This window comes from Paragemmobacter ruber, assembly GCF_009908315.1.
Taxonomy (GTDB): Bacteria; Pseudomonadota; Alphaproteobacteria; order Rhodobacterales; family Rhodobacteraceae; genus Paragemmobacter; species Paragemmobacter ruber.
This window is the reverse complement of sequence record NZ_JAAATW010000001.1, coordinates 214,327-234,067: the sequence shown is the minus strand read 5'-3', so window position 1 is coordinate 234,067 and position 19,741 is coordinate 214,327. Positions and strand designations below refer to the sequence as shown.

The 19,741-nt window shown below is 65.4% G+C and carries 16 protein-coding genes and 1 pseudogene; 5 read left to right on the top strand and 12 right to left on the bottom strand.

Annotated features, from left to right (window positions below; all coding sequences use genetic code 11):
• Positions 1–110: 110 nt before the first annotated feature.
• The 8 genes from GU920_RS01155 to GU920_RS01120 are packed head-to-tail and all read right to left on the bottom strand — an operon-like array spanning position 111 to position 6,589.
• Positions 111–917 (bottom strand): Pnap_2097 family protein, encoded by an 807-nt coding sequence (locus tag GU920_RS01155; RefSeq protein ID WP_161765101.1) that lies wholly within the window; start codon positions 915–917, stop codon positions 111–113.
• Positions 914–2,188 (bottom strand): MSMEG_0569 family flavin-dependent oxidoreductase, encoded by a 1,275-nt coding sequence (locus GU920_RS01150; protein ID WP_235932977.1) that lies wholly within the window; start codon positions 2,186–2,188, stop codon positions 914–916. The genes GU920_RS01155 and GU920_RS01150 overlap by 4 nt, the downstream gene beginning before the upstream one ends.
• On the bottom strand, positions 2,185–2,466 hold the full coding sequence (locus tag GU920_RS01145) for an MSMEG_0570 family nitrogen starvation response protein (RefSeq protein WP_161765098.1): 282 nt from the start codon (positions 2,464–2,466) through the stop codon (positions 2,185–2,187). Before GU920_RS01145 ends, GU920_RS01150 begins: the two co-directional genes overlap by 4 nt.
• Positions 2,459–3,433 (bottom strand): sll0787 family AIR synthase-like protein, encoded by a 975-nt coding sequence (locus tag GU920_RS01140; RefSeq protein ID WP_161765096.1) that lies wholly within the window; start codon positions 3,431–3,433, stop codon positions 2,459–2,461. Before GU920_RS01140 ends, GU920_RS01145 begins: the two co-directional genes overlap by 8 nt.
• Entirely contained in the window at positions 3,430–3,984 is a 555-nt protein-coding gene (locus GU920_RS01135) for an MSMEG_0567/Sll0786 family nitrogen starvation N-acetyltransferase (RefSeq protein ID WP_161765094.1), read from the bottom strand. The genes GU920_RS01140 and GU920_RS01135 overlap by 4 nt, the downstream gene beginning before the upstream one ends.
• Positions 3,981–5,084, bottom strand: a complete 1,104-nt coding sequence (locus GU920_RS01130; protein ID WP_161765092.1) for an MSMEG_0568 family radical SAM protein — start codon at positions 5,082–5,084, stop codon at positions 3,981–3,983. The genes GU920_RS01135 and GU920_RS01130 overlap by 4 nt, the downstream gene beginning before the upstream one ends.
• The gene (locus GU920_RS01125) at positions 5,077–6,048 is read right to left on the bottom strand and encodes a Nit6803 family nitrilase (RefSeq protein WP_161765090.1); all 972 of its coding nucleotides are present in this window, start codon (positions 6,046–6,048) and stop codon (positions 5,077–5,079) included. Before GU920_RS01125 ends, GU920_RS01130 begins: the two co-directional genes overlap by 8 nt.
• 58 nt (positions 6,049–6,106) lie before the next feature.
• Positions 6,107–6,589, bottom strand: a complete 483-nt coding sequence (locus GU920_RS01120; protein WP_161765089.1) for an MSMEG_0572/Sll0783 family nitrogen starvation response protein — start codon at positions 6,587–6,589, stop codon at positions 6,107–6,109.
• A gap of 260 nt (positions 6,590–6,849) precedes the next feature.
• On the opposite strand from GU920_RS01120, the gene GU920_RS01115 reads away from it, so the two are divergent.
• Positions 6,850–8,223 carry an aminotransferase-like domain-containing protein gene (locus tag GU920_RS01115; protein ID WP_161765087.1) on the top strand — a complete coding sequence of 458 codons (1,374 nt, stop codon included), beginning with the start codon at positions 6,850–6,852 and terminating at the stop codon, positions 8,221–8,223.
• 158 nt (positions 8,224–8,381) lie between these two features.
• Positions 8,382–9,089: pseudogene (locus GU920_RS01110) on the top strand (IS6 family transposase).
• 65 nt (positions 9,090–9,154) lie between these two features.
• On the opposite strand, the gene GU920_RS01105 reads toward GU920_RS01110, so the two are convergent.
• Positions 9,155–10,027, bottom strand: coding sequence for a LysR family transcriptional regulator (locus tag GU920_RS01105; protein WP_161765085.1), 873 nt, complete (start codon positions 10,025–10,027; stop codon positions 9,155–9,157).
• Between the two features lie 96 nt (positions 10,028–10,123).
• Between GU920_RS01105 and GU920_RS01100 the strand changes: the two genes are divergently transcribed.
• Positions 10,124–11,668, top strand: coding sequence for a proton-conducting transporter transmembrane domain-containing protein (locus tag GU920_RS01100; protein WP_201743948.1), 1,545 nt, complete (start codon positions 10,124–10,126; stop codon positions 11,666–11,668).
• A 15-nt stretch (positions 11,669–11,683) separates the two neighbouring features.
• Positions 11,684–14,065 (top strand): YbcC family protein, encoded by a 2,382-nt coding sequence (locus tag GU920_RS01095; protein ID WP_161765083.1) that lies wholly within the window; start codon positions 11,684–11,686, stop codon positions 14,063–14,065.
• 42 nt (positions 14,066–14,107) lie between these two features.
• Here the strand turns inward: GU920_RS01095 and GU920_RS01090 are convergent, their stop codons facing one another.
• Together GU920_RS01090 and GU920_RS19280 are read right to left on the bottom strand one after the other, a co-directional pair.
• Complete coding sequence (locus tag GU920_RS01090) at positions 14,108–15,349, bottom strand: PqqD family protein (protein ID WP_161765081.1); 1,242 nt, start codon at positions 15,347–15,349, stop codon at positions 14,108–14,110.
• Positions 15,350–15,401: 52 nt separating this feature from the next.
• Positions 15,402–15,791: a hypothetical protein gene (locus GU920_RS19280; protein ID WP_201743947.1), complete on the bottom strand. Its 390-nt coding sequence runs from the start codon at positions 15,789–15,791 to the stop codon at positions 15,402–15,404.
• A 267-nt stretch (positions 15,792–16,058) separates the two neighbouring features.
• Between GU920_RS19280 and GU920_RS01080 the strand changes: the two genes are divergently transcribed.
• Positions 16,059–18,041, top strand: coding sequence for an oxidoreductase (locus tag GU920_RS01080; RefSeq protein WP_161765079.1), 1,983 nt, complete (start codon positions 16,059–16,061; stop codon positions 18,039–18,041).
• On the opposite strand, the gene GU920_RS01075 is transcribed toward GU920_RS01080, so the two are convergent.
• Positions 18,038–19,705: a phosphoethanolamine transferase gene (locus GU920_RS01075; RefSeq protein WP_161765077.1), complete on the bottom strand. Its 1,668-nt coding sequence runs from the start codon at positions 19,703–19,705 to the stop codon at positions 18,038–18,040. The genes GU920_RS01080 and GU920_RS01075 overlap by 4 nt on opposite strands.
• Positions 19,706–19,741: the final 36 nt, after the last annotated feature.

Here is a 19,741-nt window from a genome sequence, read left to right as displayed (position 1 = left end):
CTGCCCTATGTGCCGCGCGTCGATGCGGCTTTGGTCTAGGGGATTTGCGTCATCACAATCGCGTTAGAGGGCGCGCGTCAGAGAGGGCCGGGCTTGCCGTGGCGCCACCCTCAGACCCGCTTCTGCGTTGTGATCTGTGCAATCAGGCGGTCGCGGGAGGACAGGGTGATGTGATGCTGCCCCACCTGTGCCGTGTCGTGCCACAGCCGCGCGGTGACGGGTTCTGCCGCATCGACATTGCCCAGAAAGACGATCCGACGACGGGTGAGAAAACCTTGCGCCGAAGCGCGCGACAGCGCCCATTCGGCACGGTCGGCAAGGGCCGGGTAGCTTGCGCAATAAAGAAGCCCTGCGGCGTTGAAATCGGTTGTGGGGCAGGGGGTTACGTCAGCCTGAAGTCCGGCTTTGCGGTCGGGTGTCTGGCGCGCGAGGCGCGTTGCCTCATCGACCAAGCCGGCATCGGCATCGGGGTCCATCATCGGCACGGTCAGAACGCCGCGCGGCTGCACCCTCTGGATCTGGGCATTGCGCCCTGTCGGATCATGGCGCACGAAGGTGGTGATCATCGTTACCTTGCCGAAGGTGGCATCCTCCACGGACAGGTCGTGGAAAGAGATCAGCCGCGTGGTCGACAGGCGCTGCAAGCGGGAGGCGATCGTCAGGACCACGCCGGGTTGCGCCGCCAAGGGCTGTGCAATGTCGATCCCGATGGCGCAAAAGGCGGCGTAGACCGGAGCGCCCGCTTCATCTCGAAACACCGCGACGGGCTGGCCCATGGCCTGCGCGATCTGGGACCAGTGCACATCGCCCAGATGCCGCAAGAGCCAGCCTTCTGACAGGCCGCGCCAGCCGCATTCGGCCATGCCCAACCGATGCTGGGCCACACGCGGGGCGTTGGAGAAGGATTCGTGCTTCATTCGGCCGCCTGAGCCCCGGCGTGGGTGCGTTGCACGATCTGTTCGGCAAGGTGACGCGCATCATCCGCCACGGCGAGGAACCGGCCTGATCCCCAAGTGTTCAGCCAGCCCAGACCGATGAAGTAGACGCCCGGCACATCCGTCACACCGCGCCGATACAGCGGGCGGCCCTGGGCATCAAAGCAATCAACCTCTAGCCAGCTATAATCGGGCCGGAAGCCGATGGCCCAGACGATGGAGGTAATGCCAAGCGCGGCGCAGTCGATCTCGGTCACCTCTGCCTCTGGTCGCCAGACTTTGTGGAAAATCGGGGCAGGCGGGGCGTCGATGCCTTGGGCTGCGATCCAGGCGTCGATCTGGTCGCGGATGCCGCAATAGCTGCGGTCAGCATCATCGAGGTTCTTTTCCAGATCGGGCAGGAAGCGCAGCCGCGTGCCCTCTGCCCCCGAAAGCGATCCATAAAGGTGCACGCCGTCCAGCGCAAAGCGGCGCAGGTCTATCTCTTTGCCGCCATCACGGCCGGACATGTAGTGATTGGTCTGGGTCAGCGCCTTGATCGGGTCGGGGTGGCGGTCGATGGTGATGGCGTAATGGCCCATGTCATAAAGCCAGTCGGTGGCATCGCGCCCGCGATACTTGCGCGGGCTGCGCGGGGCCGGGCCAACCGCCAGATGCACGTCGCGGCCATCGCGGTGCAGATCCTCCATGATCTGCACGCCTGACTGGCCGGTGCCTACAATCAGCGTGCCGCCCGCGGGCAGTTGTGCGGGGCGGCGATATTGGGCCGAATGCATCTGCATTACATCCGGTGCAATAGCACCGGCATAGGGCGGCACGATGGGCTGGTCATAGCCGCCCGTCGCCACCACCACTTGTTCGCAGGTCCAGACCCCGGCAGTGCTCTCCACGCGGTAGCCGCCCGGCATCGGGCTGACGCGGGTAACCGACACGCCTTCGCGCAGGGGCGGGTCAAAGCTGGCGGCGAAGCCGTCCAGATAGTCCACGATTTCGTTGCGCAGCATGAACCCGTCGGGATCGTTGCCCTGATAAGGGTGGCCCGGCAGGCGGCACTGCCAGTTCGGAGTGACGAGGCAGAAGCTGTCCCAGCGGTTTTCGCGCCAGGAATGAAAGGCGCGGTGGCGTTCCAGCACCACATGGTCGATGCCGTCTCGGGTCAGATACCAGCTGACCGATAGGCCCGCTTGCCCACCACCGATGATGACGACCGACACATGGGATGATTGGCTCTGCGGCATGGGGATCGCTTTCATGACAGGGACAGGCAGACGACCGGCGGGCCGTCAGCGCTGTGGCGTTTCGCGGTGGCCTCGATCCGGGCCAGTTGGTCCATCGCACTGGAACAGGCATAGCCATAACGGGCGGCGACCCGGTCAGATGCGGCGTTCAGGCCCGCGCGGGCACGGGCGACAAAATCCGGCAGCGGATAGCTATGCCCGGCGGTCAGATGGTCATGGATGATTGTCGAGGGCGAATAGCAGCGTTCTTCCACGCCATCGGGCCAGCGGATGTGAAAGATCACCTCAGGCATGGGCCACCGCCTTGGCGTGCAGGCCCAGATAGGGCTGGGCCTGCCAATCCCAGAATCGGGCACGGTCGGTGCCTTGGCGCAGGTCGATGGCAGGTGTCCCGGTGGCATGGCCGATGATCGCAGCCGCCAGATCGCGCGCGGCGAAACGGGCGCAAACCTCGGCAGCCCTGTCGGGAGCGACCGACAGCAGAAAGCCGAAACTGGGGAAAGCGCGCAGCCAGCGGGCGGGGTCCGTGCCTGGAGGCATTGGCACGGCGGCAAGGTCAATCTCGAACCCGCAGGCGGAGCATTCGGCCAGCATCAGGCTGGTGCCGACGATACCGCCTTGGCTGATGTCTTTACCGGCGCGCACAAGTCCCGCTTCCGCCAGATCGGCCAACAGGGCTAGATCGCCCTGCAAGCGGGACGGGGGCGCGTCAGCGGCGGCAAACCAGTTGTCGAACCGGGGGCGCCACGCGCCGCGCAGATCGACCGCCGCGATCAAGGCATCACCGGGCTGAGCGTCAAAGCTGGAAATCAGGGCGTCCGCCCGCCCTGTCACCGCCACGGCAAGGTTCAGCGCCGGCGCGTGCAGGTTCGTATGCCCGCCCACAATGGGCACGCCATAAGCTTGTGCGGCCTGTTTCAGCCCGGCCAGCATGGGGGCGGCGCAGTCGGCATCGGGGGCCCAGATCATGTCGGTGATGGCGGTGGCGCGCCCGCCCATCGCGGCGATGTCAGACAGGTTGACCATGACCCCGCACCAGCCAGCGAACCACGGATCATCCCCAACAAAGCCGGGGATGAAGCCTTCGGCAGCAAACAGATCCCAGCCGCCGTCAGGCCTTGGCAGGGCAGCGGCATCATCGCCGGGCTGGCCGGTGCTGTCCCCGGTCAGCTGCAGGGCACGCGTCGCTTGCGCAATGTCCAGCTTGCCCAGGATCGACGGATGCACCGCAAGGCCTGCCGCCAAGGCCTGAAGGCTCATGCCCCGTCCTCCACGGCGCCGGGGGCCTGCACCTGCCAGCCAGTCGTCGGGTCGGCGATCGGGGCATAATGCACAAGACTGGCCAGCATATGCGCATGGGGACGGCCGTGCAGTTCAACCTCGGCCGTCGTGGCCCAATGGAGGCGGCGAAACAGCGGCACGTTTTGGCGCTGCACATGGGCGTGAAATTCCACCGCGCCCCGTGCCCGCGCCGTGCCGACGGCCAGCCGGATCAGTTCCGATCCCAGTTTTCCGACCCGCCGCCATTCTGGCGCTACGGCGAGGCGCGATCCCCACCAGACGCCCGGCTCCGCCTCATGGATGCGGACCGTGCCCACCACGCGCGGCCCGCCCGTTGCATCCTCGGCAATCGCCACGAGGGGCAGCGCAACCGCGTCTATCGCGTCGCGGTCATGGCCCGCAAACACGCCCTGTTCCTGCACGAAGACCTGTGCACGCAACCGCGCAGCGCCCTGGTTCATCCATTCACCCTGCGCCGCGCAGATGCGATAGCTTTGCAGGAACCGCGCCTCGGATGTCTGGTGGGTCATGCCTGCCTCAGCTTTTCGTAGGTGGACAGGGCCGAGCATGCGCCGCATTTGCCGCAGCCGGCCTTGATGTGGCTGGCCTGCATGCCGCCGCTGACCGTCATCCGAGACAGCGGGTTCAGGATCGACGCCATGAAGGCCGATGACGGGGCCGGATGGCTTTCCAATGGGGTGCCCGAGATCGGGACGAAGGGCACGACAAAGGGATAGACCCCGATGGCCACAAGCTTTTCCGACATTTCAAGGATCGCCTCGGCGGTATCGCCCAGACCTGCCAGGATATAGGTCGATACCTGCCCGCGCCCGAAGACCCGGACCGCCGCCGCGAAGCTGGAGAAGTACTTCTCAAGCGGCACCGTCGCCTTGCCCGGCATGATCCGGGCGCGCACCTCTGGCGTCACGGCCTCCAGATGCATCCCAAGCGTGTCGACGCCCGCGTCGAACATGCGTTGGTGCCAGACGTCATCCTCGGGCGGCTCGCATTGCGCCTGGATGGGAAGATCGACCGCCGCCTTGATGGCGCGCGCACTGTCGGCCAGCACGGCGGCCCCACGGTCCGACCCTTTGGGTGTGCCGGTGGTCAGGACCATATGCTTGACGCCGTCCAATTCGACCGCCGCCTTGGCCACCTCGGCCAGTTGAGCGGGTGTCTTGTGGGCAATCGTGCGCCCGGCGGCAAGGCTTTGGCCGATGGCGCAGAACTGGCAGGTCTTCTTGCGGGACTCGTAACGGATGCATGTCTGCAACACCGTCGTTGCCAGCACATCGCGGCCATGCAGCACAGCGATCTTTGAATAGGGGGTGCCATCGGCGGTGGTCAGGTCATAGAATTTGGGCCGCGTGGGAAAGCTGATGCGCCCTACCTCGGCCCCGTCGCGCAGCACGCGCGCCTCGCCCTTTGTGCCGTCGGGCGCGTCGATCACATAGGGGCTGTCAAAGGCGGGGGCGGTGTGCACGGGCACCATCACCGTCTGCCCCGCCAGCGTCATCGCCTTGTGGTCCGACGGGCCCGCGCCGCCACGTCGGCTTTCATGCCCAACCGAGGGGTCCACCAGCCGCGCGCCGCGCGTCTGCAACTCGTTGATCAGGTCTGCATCAAGCATCGCTCGGCTCCTCAACGTCTATCGGTTCGGGGGCCCAATCTTGCCTGGGCTGGGCGGGGCGGGTGTCATGCAACAGGCGAAGAAGTTCGGGGCGGGCATAATGGCCCACGCTGTCCATCATCCTTTTGCGTTTGGTGATCAGCTTCATGTCGAGGTCTGCGATGACCATGCCTTCCCCCCCGGTCAGGGGCGGCGCGGCATGTCGGCCTTCGGGCGTGATGATGCAGGTCATGCAGCCATCGCGCAGGCCTTTTTGTAGCTTTGGGTCGGAGTGGATCGACGCAATCTGATCTTCGGACAGCCAGCCGGTGGCGTTGACGACAAAACACCCGGCCTCCAGCGCATGATGGCGCATCGTCACCTCGATCTGTTCGCCAAAGATCGGCCCGACAAGGCTGCCGGGGAAGTGGGACGCATGAATTTCCTCATGCTGGGTCATCAGCGCATAGCGCGCCAGCGGGTTGTAATGTTCCCAACAGGCCAGCGCGCCCACGCGGCCCACGGTGGTATCGACCACCTTAAGCCCCGCACCATCGCCTTGGCCCCAGATCATCCGCTCATGATAGGTTGGCGTGATCTTGCGCCGTTTCAGCGCCAGCGTGCCATCGGCATCAAAGATCAGTTGCGTGTTGTAAAGCGAGCCGTGGTCGCGTTCGTTGACCCCCACCACCAGCACGACGCCGCGCTTGCGCGCCGCTTCGGCCAAGGCTCGTGTTTCTGACGAGGGGATGGTGACCGCCTCTTCATACAGGCGCAGATGTTCCGGCCCCTGCTGCACGGGGGGCAGGACAAAGCTGAAATATGGGTAGAAGGGCACGAAGGTTTCGGGGAAGACGATGAACTCCGCCCCTTTGTCTGCCGCCTCGGTGACTGCGTTCAGCACCCGTTCCATCGTGCCCGCACGCGAGGTTAGGTCGGGTGCGATCTGCACGGCGGCGGCGCGGACAACGGGTTTGGCGGGCATGGTCTTCTCCGGCGTGCGGGGGATTGGCCTGCCCCGGGATGGGGGCAGGCCGGAGATGTCAGACTGTCCAGGTGTCGATGATCACCGCATTGGCCTTTTTGTGCAGCAGGATGCAGTCCAGCACGTCCTGCGGCATGATCGGGGTGATCCCCGGGATCAGCGCGGGTTCGCCGCTGCCATAAAGCGCCTGCAGCGCAAAACGGCAGGCATAGACCTTGCCGCCTTCAGCCATGAACCGTTCGAGGTTCTTGTTGAAGTTCTGGTGGCCGGGAAAGGCCTCGTCGCCGATCTTGGGGAAGCCGCGCTGTACGCCCAGCAGAACACCGGGACCATAGAGCAGGATCGACGTCTCATAGCCCTTCTTGTTCAGCCGGATCGCGTTCAGGATGTTGACCAGACCGATGGAGCCTTCGAAGGCCATGGTGTGAAAGGTCACCAGCGCCTTTTCGCCCGGGTCGGCCTTCACATCCTCAAAAACCTTGCTCTCGTAATCGACAAAATAGTCGCCGGGTTTGTGGGCGTCTTTGGTGACTGTGGGCATCGGCCTCTCCTGTCTGGATGGGATATGGGAGAAGGATGCTCGCGCGGGCCATGCAGCCAATATCTGAATCAATTATCCATACAATTTAGCAGGCAATTTCTGCTGATCGCTGGAATGCTGGGCGAAATCCACACAGAATTGCACGGAAATGCAGCATCGACCTAGGTTATTGCAACGTTCCCATGAGAATCGGCTTGCGCTTTCGGCCCTTTGCCGGGATGCATACATATGCAGTCAATTTGTGATGACCGGAGTGTGCAATGACATCCTGGGTGCCCAGCTTCAGCACAAGCGGCAAGCCGCGCTATCTGGAAATCGCCGACGCGATCGAGCGGGATGCCAGTAGCGGTGTCTTGAAGGCGGGCGCACAACTGCCGCCGCAGCGGCGGCTGGCGGATGTGCTGGGGCTGGATTTCACCACAGTCAGCCGCGCCTATACCGAGGCGCAGTCGCGCGGTCTGGTCGACAGCCATGTCGGGCGTGGCACCTTTGTGCGTGCGCGCCCCGGTGCCACGGGGCCGGTGTCCGACCCCCGACGGGCGCGCGAACAGGATCTGGCGATGAACCTGCCGCCGGAACCCGACGATCCGGCGCTTCTGGCGGCGATGCGCCAGGGCCTGGACACGGTGGGTGCCAATCTGGTGGCGCTGTTGCGCTATCAATCCACGGTCGGGTCGGAAATGGACCGCTCGGCCGCGCTGTCATGGCTGTCGATGCGCGGGATGGTGCCCAACCTAGATCGCATCGCCGTGACGCCGGGCGCCCATGCCACGATGGCGGCGGTGCTGCAAATCCTGGCCGCCCCCGGCGACACGATCCTGTGCGAGGCGATCACCTATCCCGGCATCAGGGCCATCGCCGCGCGGGCTGGGCTGGTGCTGGTCGGGTTGCCGATGGATGCGGAGGGCATCCTTCCCGATGCGCTTGCCGACGCGATCCAGCGCCACAAACCCAAGGCGCTGTATTTGAACCCCACCTTGCACAACCCCACCACCTTGACGATCCCCGCCGCCCGCCGGATGGAGATCGCCGAAACCCTGCAACGCCATCGCCTGCCGTTGATCGAGGATGATGCCTACGGTTTCGTGCATCCCCACGCCCCTGCGCCTTTTGCCACGCTGGTGCCCGAGTTGACATGGCATATCACCGGGCTGGCCAAATGCATCGGCGCGGGTCTGCGCTTGGCCTTCACCATCGCGCCCGACAGCCGGGCCGCGTTTCAATTGGCCCAAAATCTGCGGGTGGCCAATGTCATGGCCTCTCCCCTTGCGATGGCGCTGGTGACGCGTTGGATCGAGGATGGCACGGCCGATCGAATCTGCCGTTTCATCCGCGCCGAAAGCGCCGCCCGCCAGGATATCGCCGCGCGTCTTTTGCAGGGGTTTGAGTTCACCTCGGATCGCCATGCCTTTAACCTTTGGCTCACGGTGCCCGCAGGCATGGGCCGGGCCGAGATCATGGGCCGCATGAACGGGCGGGGGATCGGGCTGATGCCGTCGGATGCCTTTACCGTTTCGGGCGCGCCGAACGAACATCTGCGCATCTGCCTCGGCGGCTCCATCACGCGAGAGGGGCTTCGGTCTGGCCTGTCTTTTCTGGGTAGCAGTCTGAACGAGGACACATGGATCGGTTAGCGCAGAGTTGTTAGGTCGGATCCTTCGCGTCTCCGCTCGCTCTCGCCAGATACTGCGCCAAGCGATGGGCTGGACTGATCCGAACGATCCTTGGGCGCGGAGGCAATGTCAGAGGAGCTTGCATTGCTCTGCGGAGTGGACGCCACTCGACTGCCCAGATGACCCAACGATCCCCCTTCCGATACTTCAAGACCAGCCCCGTGATCATCCGCCTCGCGGTGATGCTCTAAATCCGCTTCCCGCTGTCGCTGCGGAACGTGGAGGATCTCCTCCACGAGCGGGGCATCGAGATCAGCCATGAAACTGTCCGCTGGTGGTGGAACCGTTTCGGCCCGATCTTCGCAGCCGAAATCCGCAGAAAGCGCGTCGATCGCATGAGCCAGTGCCGCAAGTGGAAGTGGCACCTCGACGAGATGTGCGTGAAGATCAACGGCGCGATGCACTACCTCTGGCGGGCCGTCGATCACGAGGGCGAGGTCCTCGAAAGCTTCGTGACAAAGACACGGGATCGCAAGTTTGCGTTGAAATTTCTGAAGAAATCCATGCGCCGGCATGGGCGCCCTGAAACAATCGTCACAGACAAGCTGCGCTCCTACGGGGCAGCGCTGAAAGACCTCGGCCGTGGCGATGACCAGGAGATCGCCCGGTGGGCAAACAACAGGGCAGAGAGCTCTCATCCGCCTTTCCGAAGGCGGGAGCGCGCGATGCTGCGGTTCCGGCGCATGCGAAGTCTGCAGAAGTTCGCTACCGTCCACGCCTCTGTCTGCGGCCACTTCAACTTGGAGCGAACGCTAACGTCACGAGACCACTACAAGGCCAACCGCGCCGCCGCCGTTGCCGAGTGGCGCGGTCTCCTCGTTGCCTGACGTAAGCCATGGGTAGGGCGAATGGAGACGCGTTCGCATTCGTCTGACAGCACCGTCTTGATCCCTCAAGCCTTCAAGACATCCCCCAGAAGCGGGTTGGGAAAGCGGCGTTCGCGGGTGACGGCGAAGAAGGTTTCGCTGATGCCGTCCAGGCGGCTGACCTCGACCAGCGAGCCGGCCTGCAACTCATCACGCACCACGATAGGGGGAATGATCGCCAGCCCCGCATCGGCGCGGGTGAGAAGGCGGATCATGGCCATGTCATCCACCTCGGCGGCAAGGATCGGGGCGACGTTCAGCCGTGCCGCCAGCGCATCGAAGGCCGCGCGCAGGGCTGTGGTCCGCGTCGGCACGATCAGCGGTTGCGTGCCGAGCAACTGGCGCAGCTGATAGGGTGCAGAACCTGCACGGGCGGGCGTTCCGATCAGGCTGACGGGCTGTTCGTCCAGCCGGTGGATCAGCCAGTGGCTTGTGGCATCGCGCGCAGGCGCGACATTTGTCAGGATCACGTCGAGCGCAAGTTCTTCAAGGCCCTGCAACAGTTCCTCTTGCGATCCCGAGCGCAGGACGACCTCTACATCCGCGCGTCCGAGCAGGGGGCGCAGGAACTGCATCTGGAAATTGCGTGACAGGGTTGCAAGCGCGCCCACGCGCAGCGCGCGCCGCGCCCTGCCGGTTTCGCGCAGGGTGGCGGTCAGGTCATCGGCGGTGCGGAAGATCGCTTCGGCATGGTCGAGCGCGATGCGGCCTGCTTCGGTCAGCACAAGGCCGCGGCCGCGCCTTTCGAACAGATCCTGCCCGAGCGACGCCTCCAGCGCTTTGAGTTGCGTGGACAGCGCGGATTGCGACAGGTTCAGCGCGCGCGCCGCGCCGGTCAGTGTCCCGTCGCTGGCGACCGCCCGGAAGAGGCGCAGGTGATGCAGGTTGATCTGTGACATTGTTCTATTTTGTGGAATGATATCGTCGAATATATGTAATTTTCTGCATATTCTGCAAGCGCTACATCGCCCTTTGTCGTTCAATGGGAGATCGCGATGATGACTGTGCCGATCCTAGCCCTTGGCCCGCTGATCCTTTTGGCAGCAGCCATGCCGTTCGCCCTGCATCCGGGCCGCCGCCCCGGTCGGCTGCCTGTGCTGGCTGAAACCGCCGCCCTTGTGTCAGTTGCATTTGCGCTTGCGGCGGCCGTGCGGCTTTGGATCACGGGGCCAGAAACCCTTGCGCTGTTCGGCTTGGATCTGGTCCGGCTGGATCCGGTCAGCGTGACCCTTGCCCTTCTGGTGGCTTTCGTCGGCTGGGTGGTCCTGCGTTATGCCCGCCGTTATCTGGACGGCGAGGCGCGGGAGGGCCGCTTCCATGCCCTGACCTTGACCGCCGTCGCGTCGGTTCTGGTTCTGGTGCAGGCGGCGAGCTTGCCGGTCCTCGTCCTGTCCTTTGTCGCGACCGGTCTGGTTCTGCGCCAACTTCTGCTGTTTTATGCCGACCGGCGCGAGGCGCAGCGGGCGGCGGCCAAGTTTATCCGTGTCTGGGCGGCTGGCGATATGGCCCTTGTGGCCGCGTCGATCCTCCTTTGGCACGGCTTAGGATCGGTCGAAATCGCGACGCTGATCTCTGCCGATGCGCTGCCGACGGGGGCGCAGGTCGCGGTTTCGCTGATCGTGCTGTCTGCGGCGTTGAAGACAGCGGCCTTTCCGCTGCACGGCTGGCTGACCGAGGTGATGGAGGCGCCGACGCCGGTTTCCGCCCTGCTGCACGCAGGCATCATCAATTCCGGCGGCGTGCTGCTGATCACCCTGTCTGGGCTGGTGCAGCAAAGCCCGGGCGCGATGGCCGCACTGGTTGTGCTGGGCGGTTTCACGGCCCTGTTCGGGGCGCTGGTCATGCTGACGCAGAGCGCCGTGAAGACGGCTTTGGCCTGGTCCACCGTATCGCAGATGGGGTTCATGCTGCTGCAATGCGGATTGGGTCTTTGGGCACTGGCGCTTTTGCACATCATCGCCCATTCGCTTTACAAGGCCCATGCCTTCCTGTCTTCGGGCGGTGCGGTGCGCGCGGTGAATGCGCTGCGCAAGCCCGGGCCGGTGGCCGTGCCGGGCCTGCTGGCGGTGGGGCGGTCCTTCGCGCTGGCCTTGACGCTTTACATCGGTGTTGCCGCCGGGTTTTCAGCGCTGGTGGGTGAGAAGTCGCCGCAGGCGCTGGCGCTGGGGGCGATCCTAATCTTCGGGGTGTCCTATCTGATCGCCCAGGGGCTGGCGGATGCCGCTCCGGGTGCGCTGACGCGGCGCACGGTGGGGGCTTCGATCGCGGCGGCGTTGGCATATTTCAGCTTTCAGGTGCTGGCGCAGGCCATCTGGGGGCCGTCACTGCCCGTCACGCCGGTGGCTGGCCCGCTGGAATGGGCGCTGATCGTGGTGGCGGTCCTGTCTTTCGGGCTGGTCGCCTTTGCGCAGGCCCTGTTTCCGATCTGGGCGCATCACCCGTCGATGGCGGGGCTGCGCGTGCATCTGGCCAACGGGCTTTATCTCAACGCGCTGCTCGATCGGATGATCGGCGGTTTCCGTACCTCGGCAAAATCCTGATTTCTGGAGGCAAGCATGTTTCTGAAACATACGCAGATCGCACCCTCCTTTGCATCGCACTTGCTGCGGGCGGCAGAGGCAGCGGCGCGCGCGATCCCGCCCGCCTTTCCGCTGGACGCCACGGTGGCGGTGAACCCGTTCCTCGGGCAGACCGGGGAAGACCTTGCGCAGGCCTCGGCCCGGCTGGCCCGCGTTGCGGGCATCGGCCTGACGCAACCGCGCGCGGACCTGTCGGCCAAGGTCGCAAGAGGCGAGATCACCGATGATGATCTTGCCGCCGCGCTGATCGCCAGCGCGTCGCCGGTCAAGCCGCTGGATCTGGCGATGCTCAAGGCCCGCATGCATGGGCCTGCCGAAGCACCTGCGGCCCTGCCGACGGTGGCCGAACTTGCCGCGCTGGTGACCGGGCGCGACTGGCCCGCGGTGATCGCGCGCAGCTTCGGCCTGTGGGCGGCGGGATACTTTGACCGTGGTCAGGCGCTTTGGACACCGCGGTCGGGACAGGGGGCCTTTGCCGCGTGGCGGGAATGGGCGACGCATGACCTGACGCCTGAAATCGCGGGCTTGGCCGAGTTCTGCGCCCATGTGGCAGCGGCCCCCGACACGGCGGATCGCGCGGTCCTGCGGGCCAGCGAGAAGCTGGGACTGACGGTCGAGGCGGCCGAGACGGTGTTCCACCGGCTGCTGCTTGATCTTGGGGGGTGGTCCATGCATGCGCGCTGGCTGCTGTGGCAGGCAGAGCTGAAGGGACAGGCAGAGACGACCTTGACCGATCTTCTGGCGATCCGTCTGGTCTGGGAAGAGGCGTTGCTGGCGCAATGTCCCGAGATCGCGGCGGATTGGCAGGCCACGGTCGCCCTGCACGGGGCGGCGCTGTCGCCATCGCCGGATCAGACGCTGGATGCCATCCTGCAAGAGGCGGCAGAGCGTGCCCACCAGCGGCATCTGGCCGGGCTGCTGTCTGGGCCGGCGCCGCAGGCGGGGCGCCCCTTGCTGCAGGCGGCCTTCTGCATCGACGTCCGCTCGGAAATCCTGCGCCGGGCGCTGGAAGATCAGAACGACGGCATCGAAACGATCGGCTTTGCCGGGTTCTTCGGCCTTCCGATCGGGCATCGGCCCGCCGGGACGGATGAGGTTCAGGCGCACCTGCCCGCGCTGTTGAACCCTGCGCTCATCTCTACCAGCCACGGGGACGATGCCGCAGAGGAGGCCAGACGCATCGCCGCCCGCGCAAAGCGTGCCTGGGGGCGGTTCCGGCAGGCGGCCGTGTCATCCTTTGCTTTTGTCGAAGCGACCGGTCCCTTCTACGGCGGCAAGCTGGTGCGTGATGCACTGCGCGCCGGTGGCGAAGGGCTGGCCGCATCACCCATGCCGCGTCTTGAGGACGGGCTGACGGGGGAACAGAAGGCCAAGACGGCGGCCGCTGTGCTGCGGGCAATGAGCCTGACCCAAGGTCACGCGCGGCTGGTGCTGCTGCTTGGTCACGGTGCGCAGGTGACCAACAATCCGCATGAAAGCGCTTATCACTGCGGCGCCTGCTGCGGCCAGACGGGCGAGGTTTCGGCCCGTCTTCTGGCAGCGCTGCTGAATGATCCTGAGACGCGGGCCGGGCTTTCCACTTTCGGGATTGAATTGCCCAGCGACACGCTTTTCCTGGCCGGGCTGCACGACACGGTGACGGATCGGGTGCAGCTTTACAAGGACAGTGAGGCCCCCGGCCATCTAGCGGATATTGCCCGGGCCGAAGGCTGGCTGGCTGCGGCAGGAAAGGTCGCGCGGGCTGAGCGTGCGCTGCGTCTGCCCGGCGCAACTACCGATACCTTGGCCAAGCGCGCCTCTGACTGGTCTGAGGTGCGCCCAGAATGGGGCCTTGCGGGATGCGCGGCCTTCATCGCTGCGCCGCGCCGCGTGACGAAAGGCAAGAATCTGGGGGGCAGGGCCTTCCTGCACAGCTATGACTGGCAGGCGGATGGCGGATTTGGCACGCTGGAGCTGATCCTGACCGCGCCGGTTGTGGTGGCAAGCTGGATCAGCCTGCAATACTATGCATCGACAATCACGCCCGAGGTTTTCGGCGGTGGCAACAAGCTGATCCACAATGTCGTGGGCGGCATTGGCGTGGTCGAGGGGAACGGTGGCATCCTGCGCGCGGGGCTGCCGTGGCAGGCGGTGCATGACGGCACCGCGGCAGGGCATGAGCCGCTGCGCCTGACTGTGATGATCGAAGCGCCGCTGGATGCAATGACCGACGTTCTGCGCAAGCATGACGGGGTGCGAGCCTTGTTCGACAATGGGTGGCTGCACCTTCTGGCCTTGCAGGAAGGTCGGGTCGTGGCGCGTTACCGCAAGTCGCTGGACTGGGACAGACACGCCATTCTTCCGGGTGACCCCGTCTGACATCGCCACAGCGTCCGGGGCGTTGCCCGCCCCGGACGCTGGTCAAGCGCCATCGGCGCCGTTTGGCGGCGCGGGCAGCACAAAGCCTTCCTCGCAGAGTTGCGCCAGCATCTGGCGCGTGTCTGCAAACAGCTGGGCGGCGGGCACCTCGGGGAAGATCACGGTCATGTCATCGGTGATCTCGTTGGCGGTGGCGCTTCGGTCCAGAAGGGCCCAGATGGCCTGTGCCGCCGGGTTGAGGTGCCAAAGCATGGCATCGCCGGGACGCCAGAGAAAGGCGGCACCACCGACGTGCCGGATCGCGGTATCGGGCTGGCGTGCAAGGCGCTGGGCAGGGTCCAGTTGGGCGGGATCGCGCCTGTCCGGCGCGGATCGGGGGGAAAGGGGGGGGCCGATGTCCACCCTTGGCTGCCTCTGGTCCGTGGTCGCGGCAAAGGCCCGGTGCAGCAGGCGCGTGGCCTCTTCAAGATCGGAATAGACTAATCGCAGCCCGACCATTCCGACGGCCAGACTTTCCGCCGCATCCAGCACGGCCTCGGGCCCATCCGGGCCGGCAATGCTGCGGGCGATGATTGCCTGCAGCAACTCATCCTCGGCCAGATGATGCAACGCGGCCGGGCCGTCCGGGCGCCGGTCCAGCAGGATGAAGGCGTGGGCCTTGGCGCGCCGCCCATGCGGGGCGAGGCCGGGCGTCAGCAGATAGCCGTAACGATCATCCGCCGCGCCGAGCAGCCGATCCACCTGCGCCCGAAATGCAGACGAGGCATTGACCGGCAGAGGAAGGCGCAGGCGGGGTGCCAGACCAAGGCCTGTGATGGTGCCCGAATGATCGATGGGCAGGACATCATCGCTCAGCACCGTGACCCCGTCGTCGCAAGCAAGCCGCGCGACGAGGGTGGATTTTCCAGCGCGTTTCTCACCCGCAAGGATGATCGCGCGGTCGTTCATAATGACGCCGCCGCAATGCAGGCCGAACGCATGTCCAAGATCGAGATCGGCGTAATGCTGGGACAGGTCGGCCAAGATCACGCAGACGGCGGTCGCAACACCCAGCCCATCCAGCGGCCCCTCGATAAAGCGGGAATGCGCGCGATAGGTGCCGCCCGGACGCGCCTCGATGATGCAGAGCGGGCGTTCACTGGCCGGATCGTCGGGATCGAAATTCGAAACTCTGTGACGCCATCCAGTGATGCATTGGTCCAGCGCGGCCAGAAACTCCGCCTGTTGCGGAAGAAGGACCGGCGCGGCGATGCCGTCGAACTGCAGCCTCCAGAGCAGCGGCACGGGAGAGAACTCTCCCGTGCCTGCGTTCTTGTGGGATCGGTGCGCGCCCAAATCAGAGGCCCTGCATGATCCGATCGACCCAGGCCGGGTTGGCGCCCGCGCCCTGGCCGCGGCCCCGCGACGGGCCCGACGTGTTCGACGTGCCGCGCGATGCGCTGAAGTCGTTCGACGGCCGGGAATTGCGGCCACGCGATGCGCCCGACGACTGGCCGCTGGACCCCGACCGCGAGGCGCCGGAGTTCCCCCGCGAGTTGCCACCCGAATTGCCGCCGCCCGAGTTGCCACCGCCCGAACCGCCGCTGCTGGCACGCGCCGCGCTGAACCCGACCATGGCCGGCGCGATATAGGCGGCGCCCGCTGCCAGACCGACGCGGCGGAGCAGGTTGCGGCGCGTCATGACGTTGGATTTCGTGTCATCGTTCTGCATCTTCGTATCCTTCATGCATGTTGCTGTGACCTTGGCCGGTCATGCCGACGCAGATACAACGCAGGCGTCGCCGACTTATTCCGCGGCCCGCGAAAGTTTTTCGCCGCCGCGTCGGCCTGCGCAAAAGGGGGGCTGTCCCGGGTGATCGCGGCGCACCGACAGGGAGGCGCGGGCATCGCATGTCGCCTCATGCTGGTTTGCCGTCGGCGGCGAGCGGGCCGGAAAGGGCGAAAGCCGCCATCGTTCACGCGGCGCGGAAGGACCGAAGGCGGAGGCAGGCACATGATCGCGGACGAACGGACCGGCAGAGCGTCAGCGTTTCCGCATTTCTTCTCTCCGCTGCGCATTCGCGGCGCAACGATCCGCAACCGCATCATGTCCACCGGCCATGACACGGTTCTGCCAAAGGACGGCACCGTAAATGACGCGCTGATCGCCTATCACTTGGCGCGCGCGCGGGGTGGGGCGGGGTTGATCGTCACGCAGGTGGCCGGCGTGCATGAAACCGCGCGCTACACATCGCATCTGCTGATGGCGACGACGGATGGCTGTATCCCGGGCTATCGACGGCTGGCTGAGGCCCTGCATGACGCGGGGGCCACGGTCATCTCGCAGCTTTTTCATCCCGGGCGCGAAATCATGGAAAGCGCGGATGGATTGCTGGCGGTGGCCTATGCGCCCTCGATCAGCCCGAATGAGCGGTTCCATGTCATGCCCCGCGCCCTGACGGTGCCGCTGATCGACGAGATTATCGCAGGCTATGCCGCCGGCGCGCGCCGTATGCATGCGGCGGGGCTGGACGGGGTGGAGGTTGTGGCAAGCCATGGCTATCTGCCGGCGCAGTTCCTGAACCCCCGGGTGAACCGCCGCCAAGATGCCTATGGCGGTGATGCCCCGCGGAGGCAGGCATTCCTGCGCCAAGTGCTGCAGGCGATCCGGGCCGAGACGGATGAGGATTTCGTGATCGGCCTGAGGATCAGCGCGGGCGAGCGTGATGATGAGGGCCTGACCATCCCCGAGGCGCTGGAGGCCTGCATCGCCCTTCAGGGCGATCTTGATTATGTGAATGTCACGACGGGCACCTCGGCCTCGGTTGGGGGGGCGGTGCATATCGCGCCACCGATGGCCTATGCGCCGGGCTATGTTGCACAGGATGCCGGGGCCTTTCGCCGGGCGCTGCGCGTGCCGGTCTTCGTGGCGGGCCGGATCAACCAGCCGCATGAGGCCGAGGCCATCCTCGCGGCGGGGCTGGCGGATGTCTGCGGCATGACGCGGGCATTGATCGCAGACCCCGAAATGCCGGCCAAGGCAGCGCGCGGCGCGGTGGACGACATCCGCGCCTGCATCGGCTGCAATCAGGCCTGCATCGGGCATTTCCACAAGGGATTGCCCGTGTCCTGCATTCAGCATCCCGAAACCGGCCGCGAATTGGCCTATGCAAGCCTGCCGCCTGCGCCGCAGCGCAAGAAGGTGCTTGTCGTCGGTGGCGGTCCTGCCGGGATGAAGGCTGCCGTGACGGCCGCGCGGCGCGGCCATTCCGTGACCATCCACGAGGCTGGGGGGCAACCGGGGGGGCAGGCCCTGCTTGCGCAACTGCTTCCCCGACGGGCCGAATTCGGTGGTCTGGTCACCAACCTTCTGCGCGAGGTGGAGCGCGCGCAGATCCCGCTGCGGCGGGGCGCGCGGGTGACAGAGGCCGTCCTGCGGGCCGAGCGCCCCGATGCGGTGATCCTGGCCACCGGCGCAGAGCCGCACCTGCCCGCCGACATGCCCCATGACGGATCGGTGCAGGTCGTGACCGCGTGGCAGGTGCTGCGCGGCGAGGTGCGCCCCGGCGGGCGCGTCGTCGTGGCGGATTGGCGTTGCGACTGGATCGGTCCCGGGGTGGCGGAAATGCTGGCCAAGGCAGGATCCGCGGTCACCTTGGCGGTGAACGGGCTTCATGCGGGCGAGGTGCTGCCGCTTTATGTGCGCGACAACATCGCCGCCGAACTCCATCGCCTGCGGGTCGAGGTGCGCCCCTACATGCGCCTGTTCGGCACGGCGGAAGGCAGCGTGTTCCTTCAGCATGTGCCCTCTGCCGAGGCGGTCGAATTGGCCGAGATCGACACGCTGGTGCTCTGCCTCGGGCATCGGCCTGTCGATGATCTGGCAGCGACGGTGGAGGCGCTGGGGATCGAGCTGCATATGGCGGGCGATTGTCTTGCCCCCCGCACCGCGGAAGAAGCGGTGTTCGAGGGGCTGAAGGCCGGGTGCGCCGTCTAGAGGCAGCCGCTGATCAGATCGAGCGACGGATCGCGTGCCTCCGTCTCGATGTCCATCAGGCCAAGAACGGTGTGAAACAGGTTGTCATGGCTTTGGGATTGCCCGGCCTTGGCCTCTATGCAGTTGCGCTGGACCGCCAGCCCGGAGGTGTAGCTGTCGGGCAACCACATCATCATGGGCACCGTGGTCTGGGTCGCAGGGGCCATGAAATAGGGCGCGGCGTGCAGATAGAGGCCATCCTCGCCCAACGATTCCCCGTGGTCTGACAGATACAGCACCGCGGGGGCAATGTTCGTCTGCGCCGACAGCAGGTCAATCGTCCGGGCGATCACGGTATCCGTGAAGCGGATCGAGTTGTCATAGGCATTGACGATTTCCTGAACCGTGCAGTCGGCGAACTCGGCGGTGCGGCAGGCCGGGGTGAAGTATTCAGCAGACGGCGGATAGCGAAGGTAGTAGCTCGGTCCATGGCTGCCGATCATATGCACGAAAAGCACCGTATCGCGGGTGATCGTGGGCAGGGCCTGTTTCAGCGGGCCGAGAAAGACCGCATCCGTACATTCGCCTGCGACGCAGGCCTCTGGGTCGTCGGCCGCGGTCATGCGGCGGGCCTTGGTGATCCGCGCGGCGACACCCTGATCGCCTGTATTGTTGTCCCACCAGAGGACGTCTACATCGGCATGATGCAACACGTCGATCAGGTTCTCTTGCCGGATCGAACGGTTGTAGGAATAGCCATCCCGCGTAAGGTTCGACATCATGCAGGGCACCGATACCGCGGTCGAGGTTCCGCAAGAGGTGACATCGGTGAAGTTGATCACGCCGCGCCGTTCCAGTTCTGGTGTGGTCGGGCGGTCATAGCCGTTCAGGGCAAAGTTCTGCGCCCGTGCGGTTTCCCCCACAAAGACCACCGTCAGCACGGGCTTTGCCAGCGTGCTGATCCGCTGTCCCTTATGCGCGTCCAGGCCGACCGGGCTGACCACGACGTTCTTTGCCTTCAGCATCATCTTGGCATAGCGCACGGCACCGCTGAGGGCGGCACCCGGCTGATAGCTGGCGAGAACTTCCTTATGTTCGCGTGCCACAGCAGAATAGGCCTTGAAGTCGCTGAAAAGCAGGCCCGCGAAGACGGCCAGCGTCACGGCCACCGTCAGCCCCCAGCGCAGCGTATCGCCAAGCAATGGCCCGCGGCGCACGCGCACCCAAAGCGCCACGACAGCCGGCAGGACGCCCCAGATGATCACCTGTGCCACGAAACTCCATGTCATCAGATGCTTGGATTCGGACATGGTCGTCAGCATGGCGTTCTGGATCATCTCGCGGTCGATGATGATCCCGAGTCTGTCCATGAAATACGATGTGACCGAGGCGAGGATCAGCAGGAAAGCCGCCATCGGCCGCAGCAGCCAACGGAAGCCGGGCAAGCTGAGGGTCAGAAGCGTCAGCATGGAAACGGCGCCACCCCAGCCTGCAAGCTGCAGCAGGTTGCCGTCAAAGACCTCCAGACTGCGTCGCCAGAACGTCTGATTGTCCGCAGCCATGATGAACGCCGTGACCGCGAGGCTGTACGGCACGCTTCCGATCACCGGACGCGGGAAGGGGCAGCCAAGGGGGCGGTCCGCCTTGAGCGGCAGGGTGGCCAGCAGGTCTGGGATTGTCGACATTGGCTTTGGTTCTGTTCTGGAATGGTGATTGATCGC

Excerpts from the sequence above, each read along its gene's own strand:
- GU920_RS01100 (WP_201743948.1), top strand. The coding sequence starts at position 10,124 with ATGATGACTGTGCCGATCCTAGCCCTTGGCCCGCTGATCCTTTTGGCA.
- GU920_RS01125 (WP_161765090.1), bottom strand. The coding sequence starts at position 6,048 with ATGCCCGCCAAACCCGTTGTCCGCGCCGCCGCCGTGCAGATCGCACCC.
- GU920_RS01095 (WP_161765083.1), top strand. The coding sequence starts at position 11,684 with ATGTTTCTGAAACATACGCAGATCGCACCCTCCTTTGCATCGCACTTG.
- GU920_RS19280 (WP_201743947.1), bottom strand. The coding sequence starts at position 15,791 with ATGAAGGATACGAAGATGCAGAACGATGACACGAAATCCAACGTCATG.
- GU920_RS01130 (WP_161765092.1), bottom strand. The coding sequence starts at position 5,084 with ATGCTTGATGCAGACCTGATCAACGAGTTGCAGACGCGCGGCGCGCGG.
- GU920_RS01080 (WP_161765079.1), top strand. The coding sequence starts at position 16,059 with ATGATCGCGGACGAACGGACCGGCAGAGCGTCAGCGTTTCCGCATTTC.
- GU920_RS01155 (WP_161765101.1), bottom strand. The coding sequence starts at position 917 with ATGAAGCACGAATCCTTCTCCAACGCCCCGCGTGTGGCCCAGCATCGG.
- GU920_RS01075 (WP_161765077.1), bottom strand. The coding sequence starts at position 19,705 with ATGTCGACAATCCCAGACCTGCTGGCCACCCTGCCGCTCAAGGCGGAC.
- GU920_RS01120 (WP_161765089.1), bottom strand. The coding sequence starts at position 6,589 with ATGCCCACAGTCACCAAAGACGCCCACAAACCCGGCGACTATTTTGTC.
- GU920_RS01145 (WP_161765098.1), bottom strand. The coding sequence starts at position 2,466 with ATGCCTGAGGTGATCTTTCACATCCGCTGGCCCGATGGCGTGGAAGAA.
- GU920_RS01135 (WP_161765094.1), bottom strand. The coding sequence starts at position 3,984 with ATGACCCACCAGACATCCGAGGCGCGGTTCCTGCAAAGCTATCGCATC.
- GU920_RS01105 (WP_161765085.1), bottom strand. The coding sequence starts at position 10,027 with ATGTCACAGATCAACCTGCATCACCTGCGCCTCTTCCGGGCGGTCGCC.
- GU920_RS01140 (WP_161765096.1), bottom strand. The coding sequence starts at position 3,433 with ATGAGCCTTCAGGCCTTGGCGGCAGGCCTTGCGGTGCATCCGTCGATC.
- GU920_RS01115 (WP_161765087.1), top strand. The coding sequence starts at position 6,850 with ATGACATCCTGGGTGCCCAGCTTCAGCACAAGCGGCAAGCCGCGCTAT.
- GU920_RS01150 (WP_235932977.1), bottom strand. The coding sequence starts at position 2,188 with ATGAAAGCGATCCCCATGCCGCAGAGCCAATCATCCCATGTGTCGGTC.